This window comes from Helicobacter cinaedi CCUG 18818 = ATCC BAA-847, from assembly GCF_000155475.1.
In the GTDB taxonomy this organism is placed as follows: Bacteria; Campylobacterota; Campylobacteria; order Campylobacterales; family Helicobacteraceae; genus Helicobacter_C; species Helicobacter_C cinaedi.
In genome coordinates this window covers 310,517-318,639 of record NZ_DS990392.1, presented here as the reverse complement: position 1 = coordinate 318,639, position 8,123 = coordinate 310,517, and the positions used below count along the sequence as shown (strand labels likewise).

Annotated in this window: 7 protein-coding genes and 1 pseudogene; 3 read left to right on the top strand and 5 right to left on the bottom strand. The window is 37.3% G+C overall.

The genetic code is table 11. The features are described 5' to 3' along the window. The 3 genes and pseudogenes from HCCG_RS05960 to HCCG_RS05950 form a co-directional block, all read right to left on the bottom strand. Positions 1-952: pseudogene (locus HCCG_RS05960) on the bottom strand (YidC/Oxa1 family membrane protein insertase); the annotation flags it as partial. After that, positions 946-2,091, bottom strand: coding sequence for a CDP-glycerol glycerophosphotransferase family protein (locus tag HCCG_RS05955; protein WP_002956550.1), 1,146 nt, complete (start codon positions 2,089-2,091; stop codon positions 946-948). The gene HCCG_RS05955 and the pseudogene HCCG_RS05960, both read right to left, overlap by 7 nt. A gap of 259 nt (positions 2,092-2,350) precedes the next feature. After that, positions 2,351-2,575, bottom strand: a complete 225-nt coding sequence (locus tag HCCG_RS05950) for a hypothetical protein (RefSeq protein WP_002956549.1) — start codon at positions 2,573-2,575, stop codon at positions 2,351-2,353. A 278-nt stretch (positions 2,576-2,853) separates the two neighbouring features. Here HCCG_RS05950 and HCCG_RS05945 point away from each other — a divergent pair, with 278 nt between their 5' ends. After that, positions 2,854-3,360: a DUF4149 domain-containing protein gene (locus HCCG_RS05945; RefSeq protein ID WP_002956548.1), complete on the top strand. Its 507-nt coding sequence runs from the start codon at positions 2,854-2,856 to the stop codon at positions 3,358-3,360. A gap of 44 nt (positions 3,361-3,404) precedes the next feature. On the opposite strand, the gene flgE is transcribed toward HCCG_RS05945, so the two are convergent. After that, positions 3,405-5,561: a flagellar hook protein FlgE gene (gene flgE, locus HCCG_RS05940; RefSeq protein ID WP_014666802.1), complete on the bottom strand. Its 2,157-nt coding sequence runs from the start codon at positions 5,559-5,561 to the stop codon at positions 3,405-3,407. 178 nt (positions 5,562-5,739) lie between these two features. Here flgE and HCCG_RS05935 point away from each other — a divergent pair, with 178 nt between their 5' ends. Beyond that, positions 5,740-6,192, top strand: a complete 453-nt coding sequence (locus HCCG_RS05935) for an L-threonylcarbamoyladenylate synthase (RefSeq protein WP_014666803.1) — start codon at positions 5,740-5,742, stop codon at positions 6,190-6,192. Next, complete coding sequence (locus HCCG_RS05930) at positions 6,193-6,453, top strand: RNA-binding S4 domain-containing protein (RefSeq protein ID WP_002956543.1); 261 nt, start codon at positions 6,193-6,195, stop codon at positions 6,451-6,453. Between the two features lie 57 nt (positions 6,454-6,510). Here HCCG_RS05930 and HCCG_RS05925 read toward each other — a convergent pair whose 3' ends face one another. Beyond that, positions 6,511-7,941, bottom strand: coding sequence for a sulfatase-like hydrolase/transferase (locus HCCG_RS05925; RefSeq protein WP_002956542.1), 1,431 nt, complete (start codon positions 7,939-7,941; stop codon positions 6,511-6,513). Between the last annotated feature and the right edge of the window lie 182 nt (positions 7,942-8,123).

The window sequence follows — 8,123 nt, the reverse complement described above, 5'->3', positions numbered from 1 at the left end:
AAAATAGAACTTGAAGCTTGCTTTTTGATGTTTTGGATTCTGTATTTTTAGAGTTTTGTTTAGATGATGTAATTTTAGATTCCATTCGAGATTCCGCAATTCTAGCATCTTGACTAAGATTTAAATCGTTAGAATCTCGGCATTCTACGCCAACCCTATCCGCACTTTCACGCATTCTAGTAATTGCAGTATTGCTTTGTGAGTTTTGTGTGGATTTGGGGGCAGGAGTTACCTTAGTGGTAATGACTGCCTCCAAAGACACACAATCTTGCGAATGATTGCTCAAAGATGAATGTTTTTTGTGTTTAAATATCTCTTTTAACAAAGAAAAAAACATATTACAAGTCCAATATAACACCAATGCACTAGGCATACTATAAAGTAGCACCAAAAACAATAAAGCAATCAAACTCCCTTGCACTCTTGCATCTAGCTCTTTTGAGCTATAAAAGACATTGATTAAAGTAAAAGCTGTCATCAGTAAAGGCAAGATATGAATACTTAAACCAAATAACATAATAGAATCTGGTTTGCTTAAATCATCTATCCATAGAAAGCGGACACTTTGTAGATATTCCGCATTCTCTACTAAATGAATCATTGCAATAAAAAATGGAATTTGTAATGCTAATCCCCCTAAGCCAAATAAGGCAAAAATGGGGTGAAAATGCTTTTGCTTATAGAGTGTGCGGATATAGCTTTGCAGTTCTGCACCTTTAAATACTCTTTTAAACTCTTTAATCTTACTATCACATTGTGCTTTTAGCGCTCCAAAGGAAGCCGCCTTTTTATCAAAGTAAAAAGTGAGTTTTAGCATAAAAAGCTGCATTATAAGAGAGAGTAAAATAATGCTTACGCCATAATTCTTAGTTGCCTTAAAAAGTGTAAATAAAGCCCACTCAAGCACCTGTTCTACTGGAAATATAAAAATATAATATAAAATCTCTAGCATAGCTTCCCTTTCTCTAGTCCTTTTTCTAGCATAGTATCTAGCTCCCTTAGCCTTGCTACAAGGGCGATTTGTGGTTTTAGTCTAGTTTCAACAATCTCTCGCTCAATCTTTAGAAGTTCCCTTGCTGATTGCATTCCTGCATTGTGTGGGTGCTGCCATAAAAGCTCTTTTGTCTCTTGCAAGTGAAGCTGTGTATTCTTGTGTGAATTGTGTGTATGTGCTGTGTTTGTGTTTAAGCCACTTTGCTGCGTGTCTTTTAAATCACAAGAGTTAAAAATCTCTTCACAAATCTCTTGTATTTGTGAAAAATGTTTTTGCGAAATCCTTTTGCCTATTCTATCAAGTGCTTTAAATGTCCAAATAGAATCTCGCTCTATATCTGCCATATCATAACCGCTTAAATCCATATCATTATCAATAGTTAGTGCAGGCTTACCCTGCAAACACACAAAGTCAAATATCACACTTGAAAAATCAGAAATCATCATATCCGCCCTTGCAAATGCGTAAATATTAGGCGTGTCTTTATCCCATTCTACATTGCTATAATCTTTTAACGCTTCTTGTAAGTGTTGTATATTTGCCTTCTCACTAGGTGAGATATAGCTTTGTGGATGAGGGCGGATAATGATGTGATACGGGCTTTTGACTAAAGGCAGAAGTAAGTCTAAACCATATTTATTGAGCAGGGTTTCCTTGCCCCAAGAGGGTGAAACAAGTATAGTTTTTGTGCTATTTGTAGATTCTAGTTTCTTGTCATATTTGCAAGCTGCAACAAGAGCTTCGCTCGTGCGAGTGTGTAAGCACGAAATATCTTTTTTAGATTCTATGTTAGATACTTCGCTAGGCTCAGTATGACAATTTGTTGTAGATTCTAAAGCATTTGCCTGTAAAGATAATTCATCAAGGTAGGTAGAACCTGTAATAGCAATATGCTTTCTTTTGACATTATGTGCAGATTCTATATCACGGATAAAGTCCTCCTGCACTCCATTTGCTACTAATACAGAATCAAAATAATCCACTCCAAACACACGATAAGTCATAGGGGAAAGCGAATGCACGATATGACAGTAATGAGCCACACCGCGATTGCGTTTAATATGTAAGACATCAAGTCCGGGAGTGGTAAGTACCAAAATATCAGCACGAAGTCTATTTAAAAGATTATAAGCCTTGTTGCCTTCACCAATGTAGATAAACTCGCCATTTTTTGAAGGACTAGATTCTAAGCCCCTGCTAGAATCTAATCTATTGTTAGAATCTAATCGCTTAAGGGCTGGGTCGTTTTGTGAGGAAGTGTAATAAGTGTAGGGGTGTTTTAGAGAATCTAGTGCATCTAAAATAGGCTTAAAAGTGCCATAGTATTGATGACCTTCAGCATAAAAAACTAGATTCTTATGAGATTGCCCCCCCCCCCGTAGTTGATGTGGCTGAAGTTAAGGGATTGTATGTGCCAAAAGAGATGATTTTATAAAATAAATTTTTAATAAAAAACAAGGCTGAAGCAAAGAGTGCTACGATTGAAGAGAGTAGTAATGAACCACTGCCCGGATCAAGATAGGCAAATGCTATGCTAGGTGATAGGCATAGCAGAATGAAAAATGAGAATAGGTTTTTCACGCGAATTGTCCTTGTAAAAAATTAAAAAATAGCAAAACTCAAAATGCTTAGAAGATTTTAGAATCTTGAAATCTCAAAATGACAAAGTCCCAAAACCTTGAAAGCTTAAAAAACAAAAAAGGACTAGGATTCTAAACTCAAAATACTTAGAAAAGCATAAAATGGAAAAACATAAAATGCCCCCCCCCCGCAATATAACAAAATTACCGCAAAAAACCTATGATATTTTAAATTTAGATTCTTTATTTATAATAATGAAAATCATTAAAGGAGAACAAATGAAACTTTACAAAACTTTTCGCATTCTTGATTCTATCTATGGGCTAATGCTTGGCATTGGCGTTGGGTGTATTATTGCCTGTGCGTTTGCGGCAGCGACAATTTTTGGTGCTTCTAGCTTTTTACCACAGCTTTCAATCAGCGATAGTGGCTTACTTATGGGAAAAATTTTTGAAAAATGCAATGTGTATTTCAATATTCTAGCTATTGTCATTATCATCTACGAGCTTACTACATTTTTTGCCGCTAGACTTTTTGCTTGTAGCACACAGCGGCAGTTGTGGCTTTTGCTTGGCGGGATAAATGTCATTCTTATCTTTCTTTTTACACTTTACTACACGCCTTATATAATGGAATCTCAAGCTCTAGGGAGCTTTGGCACTGCTGAATTTGATTCTATGCACAAACAAAGTGAAATGGTTTTTAAGATTTTACTTTTCACACTTTCTTTAAGTGCGATATGGAGAGGGATTATCGGCTCTAAGCCTTTTAATGCGTGTAAATAACAAGCTAGATTCTACGCTTTAAGTATAGAATCTATGTCATCAAATTATTGCTTAAGATTTAAAAGCGTGTTAAGAATCTGATCTGAAGTCGTAACCGCCTTTGAGTTAGCTTGGAATCCTCTCTGCACAACAATAAGTTGCGTTAAGCTTCGGCTCAAATCCACATTACTCATCTCTAGCTTACTTCCACTCACACCGCCCCTTCGCCCTGTGTTTGCCGCACCAATCATCGGCTCACCGCTATTTCCTGTCTGTGAGAATACATTCCCACCTTCAGCTTGCAAACCGGTATTGTTAGCAAAGTTTGCCAATGCTACTTGAGCTAGGGCAATTGAGCGTCCATTACTAAACGCCCCAAGCAACGAGCCATTTGAGTCAAAACGGATATCCATCAAATCCCCAGCTTGATAGCCATTTTGATTAATCGCATAAGTTTCAGAGATTTTATCTACGCTTGTTAAGCCCCCAAAACTCTCATTCGCACCAAATTTTAACTCAAGTCTTTGAGGTCCTTTACTTCCATTTTTGGGGTCAAACTGCAATACCGGCGGATTCATACCAGAGAGTGAGCCATCGCTATTAAATGTCGCTCTCCCACCCTCAAAGACATTAGGTTTAGTCGCGGAGCCACCGACAAATTGCGCAGGTTCAGGCACCACAGCTCTAAAACTCCACACCGCATCGCCTGTCTTCCAAAACTCAAAGCGGATATTATGCTTACTTCCCAAACTATCCACAATATCCACGCTTGTAGCGTGTGTAGCCTTATTAATCTTGCCTGTATTAACAGCCGCACCACCCTCAATGAGCGAAGCGGTATTTAATGCCTTAAATGTTTCTTTGAAAAGGACATTGTTTGTTACATTATCTGAAAAATGGCTTGTTACATAAAGGCTTAAGTTGCGTTGCTCATCATCAGCATCATCGCCATTTGTAATCTCGAACATACCCCAGCGATTAAGTGTTACAGCCACGGAAGCGGTGCTTTCTTGGTAGTTTTTTTCAGGATTCTTAATCATATTTGCATCATATTGAATGAGTGCTCTCAAATCCTCTGTCGTCCTAAACTGCCCCGTTGTAGAATCTGCATCCTCGGATTTTGTATAGCGGTATCTAAAGGCAGTAATATCCTCTTCACCCTTTACAAAGTTTTGGAATACACCTGTGCCATCGGCGGTAATGCGGATATTTTTAACTTTCTCTCCGCCGTCCATTTGATTGCGATTTTCAATCCTTAACTGCCCCGCATCTACATAGGCACTTACACCTGTCTTATCTCGCAATGAGTTAATCGCATTTTGTGCCGCCACAATGGAGCTAACACCTGTTATTGCAGAATTATTAGAAAAGCTTACTTTTTCACCATTAATGCCTATTGTGCTAACTTCATCAGTTGCCACTGTGTCGTGCTTAATCACAGCAGTTTTGTAGCTCATCCAAATGCCCTGATTTTCATTCAATGCAAACGCATCACCATCATCATTAAACAAAACACCCATATCCTCGCCCACTTGCATAAGCACACCACGGGAATCATACACCGGTGCAATCCCATCAGCTGCCGTCCTAGCAGTAGAATCTAGTGCCGCTATCTCTTGCATTTGATCAATATGTCGCCCTGCATTAAGATTAGCTCTCAAAGTAATAGTCTTTGTCGCACGAGCTGGCATAACCATACCCGGGTCAATTTGGATATTTCTCACCGGTCCTGTGTTATCCACTCTAAAAAAGTCAAAATCACTCATTGTGCCAGATTCAGCAGCTTCAAGCGGAGGACGCACCCAACCTTGCACGACATAACCACCTGTTGTTACAAGATTCCCATTAGCATCAAAGAGAAACTCTCCATTACGCGTATAATTATGCGTTGTCCCTCGGTCTGGCGAGATAATGAAAAATCCATCACCCTCAATGGCAATATCAGTTTTCACATCGGTATTTTGCGTATTCCCTTGTGAAAAAACCTTTGTTGTCGCATCAATCCCAACACCCAAACCGATTGAGAAGTCATTCTGCCCTCCTAGCCCATTTTTGTAAGGTGAAGTAGCAATCAGCTTAATTTGCGATAGCATATCCACAAATGACGCCCTTGAGTATTTAAAACCAACGGTATTCACATTGGCAATGTTGTTACTCTCCACATCAAGTGCGATTTGATGTGCTTGCATACCGCTAACACCCGACCATAAAGACCTTAACATATTGTATCCTTTCCATTAAAATCTGCGATATTCACACAAAACAACAAGCAATAGATATTCCAAAAATACAAAAATTTAGAAAAAATATTCACAATTTTTAAAAACACACATCTCAAGGGGATTATTTATCTTATGCTAAGATTTTAAGTTTTTAATTGAGATTTTTAAAAAGTTTGCAATGGAGCTTATGATGGAGCAAGATTCTATATTTTTAGCACAATGCGACACCACAGCGGGATTATTAAGCAAGAATCCACAGATTCTAAACTTACGCAAATCACGCCCCAAATCCCAAGCCCTCCTTATAGAATCTTATAATTTAGAGCATTTAAAAACCTTAGCGCGTTCGCCAAACAAGCATAAAAATACTATCCGCAAAGCCAAAAATAGCACCTTTATTTACCCTAATGGTAAGGCAGTGCGAGTGGTAAAAGATGATCTTCATTCGCGCTTCTTGCGAGATTTTCAAATGCTTTGCTCCACTTCGGCTAATCTCACGGGAAAAAGTTTTAATAAGCAATGGGCGTATGAAGTATGCGATGTGATTGTGTGTGATAGGCGTGGCTTTAGTGAATCTAGCCCATCAAAGATGTATAAAATTAATCATTCTAAGATTCAAAGGAAGCGATAAATGCGTGTTGATAAATTTTTAAGTAGTGTCAATATTTTGAAAAGGCGGAGTATTGCCCAAGATATGTGCGATAATGGTGTTGTAAAGATTAATGGTAATGTGGCTAAAAGCAGCAAGGAAGTGCGTGTGGGGGATAAAATCTCGCTTCATTATTTAGAATACACAAAGCACTATGAAGTCCTAGCCCTGCCCACGACAAAGACGATTCCTAAGAATAAAAGCAGCGAGTATTTTAGGGAGATTTTGAATCCTAGTCTCTAGCTCCTTTTAGTTTCTAGATCTTTCCAAAATCTCTTACACAGCCCAACACAATCTCTCTTAATGCTCTATCCCATCAATCTTAAATGTACCGTTTTTGACAGATTCTGTGATGTCTTGCCAACTGCTTTTATCATAAACATTGCCTTTAACTTGAAAATAATGATTGATAAGCCACTCATTCTTTTTGTGTAAAGAGATGTCCCAATGAATAGGGATTGTGCTAATAATATTTCTATTTTTAGGATAGTTGCTAAGAATATTTTTTGGCACATTAGGACACCCATTAGGCAGATTATCGCAAAACATACTTGGACTATCATAGTTTGCCATAAGTCTGGAATCTAGTTTTAACTTTCCACTTGTATTAAAATCTTTAAACAAAAATAATGAGACAGGACGATGCCCCTTTTGACTTACAGAATATGGTATCCCAATATCATCAAATCCGCTATGATCGCTTACTACAAAAATCTGTGTGTTGTCATAGATTCCCTTTTCTTTGAGCCATTGCACAAAATCACTAAGATAGCTCAAAGCACAAGCTTCTGTATCATAATGCTGAAAATATGCTCTCTCATATTCTTTAACAACATAGTTCATCATATCTTTATGCGGATATGTATCAAAAATAGAATCCTGTGTAAAAGGCACACATTCACCATTTTGAAAAGATAATGTATAAGGCAAATGTGTCATCAACGAGTGGAGATATTTAAAAGTTGGCTTTTTAGATTCTGTGTTATGTAAATGCGTAAAAGCATAAAATGATGATGCAAATTCTAGGGCTACTTGTTGATTTGAAAGATTTTCATCTCCTAATAGCCACACTCCACCATTGTAGATTCTAGAGCGAAAAAACAGCTCCGGAGCAAAGCGAAATAAAACAGTATGAAGAAGCAAAAACTTTGCTCCATCTTTTTTAGCCAAAATCTGCTTGCTCATTCTTTCTTTTATGTGTGGATTGGAATTATAATAATAGTTCGCATAAGCATGAGCATTTTGTATAAGCGTTATGTTGTTGTTATATGTTTTTGCCTTGTCAAATCTTGTTGAAAGATCTGCCATAAAATACCCCACATCATAGCCGTTCTTTACAAAAGTATCACCTATAACACCAAAGGCTTCAGTGATACTATCAGTAAGATTATCTTTTCTGGCATTCATATTATATACAGCATAATGCTCCCCGCCGATAAGTGTAGCAATACTATGGATAGTAGAGTTTGTCGTAGATATAGCGTTATCAAATAGCACAAAGCCATCAAGATTGGTTTTAAACTCTGGGAATTGCTCTAAGAGTGGATACATATGTGAGCCACTAAACATATCAAGCACCATAACTACGATATTTTTCTCTGTCTTTGAGTAGGAAAATAACTCTTTTTCATAAGGCTGCATATCATTTGAATCTTGAATATTTTGCGTATGAGAATATTTTGCATAATCTTGTAAAGAGTGTGCTATGCCTATAAAATAATAACTACTCATAACAAAAAGTGTAACAAATAATATACCTCATATCTGTTTAAGCCATTTTGTCATCAATAAACAAAAGATTATAGAAACACATACTGCAAGAATAAAACAGACATATTTTTGAAACCTCAAATCAGGATTAGAAAAACTTAACTTTTGTAAAATAAAGTGATCCATTGCACCATAATCACCCA

Coding starts and splice junctions, on each gene's coding strand:
- HCCG_RS05945 (WP_002956548.1), top strand. CDS start 2,854: ATGAAACTTTACAAAACTTTTCGCATTCTTGATTCTATCTATGGGCTA.
- flgE (WP_014666802.1), bottom strand. CDS start 5,561: ATGTTAAGGTCTTTATGGTCGGGTGTTAGCGGTATGCAAGCACATCAA.
- HCCG_RS05935 (WP_014666803.1), top strand. CDS start 5,740: ATGGAGCTTATGATGGAGCAAGATTCTATATTTTTAGCACAATGCGAC.
- HCCG_RS05930 (WP_002956543.1), top strand. CDS start 6,193: ATGCGTGTTGATAAATTTTTAAGTAGTGTCAATATTTTGAAAAGGCGG.
- HCCG_RS05925 (WP_002956542.1), bottom strand. CDS start 7,941: ATGAGTAGTTATTATTTTATAGGCATAGCACACTCTTTACAAGATTAT.